Annotated in this window: 1 protein-coding gene; it reads right to left on the reverse strand. The window is 60.0% G+C overall.

Going from position 1 to position 1,802, the window contains the following annotated elements; genetic code table 11:
• A partial coding sequence (locus tag PSE6802_RS30535; RefSeq protein ID WP_036945750.1) for a beta strand repeat-containing protein occupies positions 1-1,790 on the reverse strand: 1,790 nt, incomplete at its 3' end.
• Between the last annotated feature and the right edge of the window lie 12 nt (positions 1,791-1,802).

Here is a 1,802-nt window from a genome sequence, read left to right on the forward strand (position 1 = left end):
GGATTCACCGTCACCGTCACCGTCGCCGTATCCAGTCCACCCATGCCATCGGAGATCGTGTACGTAAACGAATCCGTACCCGTGAAGCCACTGTTCGGCGTGTAGACCACTACGTCGTCCGTGGGCGATGTAGTGCCGTTCGTGCTGATGCTGGTGCTGCCGTTCGTGCCGGGTGTGACAGCGCTAACCGTCAATGGATCGCCATTCGGGTCGCTATCGTTGCCGAGTACTGCAACGGAGATGGGAGTACTGGCGATCGTGCTGGCAGTATCATTCGTCGCATCCGGTGCCGCGTTCGGGGCGGGATTCACCGTCACCGTTACCGTCGCCGTATCCAGTCCACCCATGCCATCGGAGATGGTGTAGGTAAACGAGTCGGTACCCGTGAAGCCACTATTCGGCGTGTAGACCACCACGTCATCGGTGGGCGATGTGGTGCCATTCGTGCTGATGCTCGTGCTGCCGTTCGTGCCTGGCGTGGCTGCTGTCACGGTTAATGGATCGCCATTCGGGTCGCTATCGTTGCCCAGTACTCCTATCGAGACGGGCGTGCCAGATGGGGTGGAGGTCGCGTCATTTACCGCATCGGGGATGCCGTTATTCACCACTACCGTTACCGTCGCCGTATCCAGTCCGCCCATGCCATCGGAGATCGTGTACGTGAACGAATCCGTACCCGTGAAGCCACTGTTCGGCGTGTAGACCACCACGTCATCCGTTGGAGATGTGGTGCCGTTCGTGCTGATGCTCGTGCTGCCGTTCGTGCCTGGCGTGGCCGCCGTCACGGTTAATGGATCGCCATTCGGGTCGCTATCGTTACCCAGTACTCCTATCGAGACGGGCGTGCCAGATGGGGTGGAGGTCGCGTCATTTACCGCATCGGGGATGCCGTTATTCACCACTACCGTTACCGTCGCCGTATCCAATCCGCCCATGCCATCGGAGATCGTGTACGCGAACGAATCCGTACCCGTGAAGCCACTGTTCGGCGTGTAGACTACCACGTCATCCGTGGGAGATGTGGTGCCGTTCGTGCTGATGCTCGTGCTGCCGTTCGTGCCTGGCGTGGCCGCTGTCACAGTTAATGGATCGCCGTTGGGGTCGCTATCGTTGCCCAGTACTGCAACGGATATGGGAGTACTAGCGATCGTGCTGGCAGTATCATTCGTCGCATCCGGTGACGCGTTCGGAGCCGGATTCACCGTCACCGTCACCGTCGCCGTATCCAATCCACCCATGCCATCGGAGATCGTGTACGCGAACGAATCGGTACCCGTGAAGCCACTGTTCGGCGTGTAGACCACCACGTCGTCGGTGGGCGATGTGGTGCCGTTCGTGCTGATGCTCGTGCTGCCGTTCGTGCCTGGTGTGGCTGCCGTCACCGTCAGCGGATCGCCATTCGGGTCGCTATCGTTACCCAGTACCCCAATCGAGACGGGCGTGCCAGATGGGGTAGAGGTCGCGTCATTTACCGCATCGGGGATGCCGTTATTCACCACTACCGTCACCGTCGCCGTATCCAATCCGCCCATGCCATCGGAGATCGTGTACGTGAACGAATCTGTACCCGTGAAGCCACTGTTCGGCGTGTAGACCACCACGTCATCCGTTGGCGATGTGGTGCCGTTCGTGCTGATGCTCGTGCTGCCGTTCGTGCCGGGGGTGGCCGTCGTCACGGTTAATGGATCGCCATTCGGGTCGCTATCGTTACCCAGTACTCCTATCGAGACGGGCGTGCCGGATGGGGTGGAGGTCGCGTCATTTACCGCATCGGGGATGCCGTTATTCACCACTACCGTTAC

This window comes from Pseudanabaena sp. PCC 6802 (assembly GCF_000332175.1).
GTDB lineage: Bacteria > Cyanobacteriota > Cyanobacteriia > Pseudanabaenales > Pseudanabaenaceae > PCC-6802.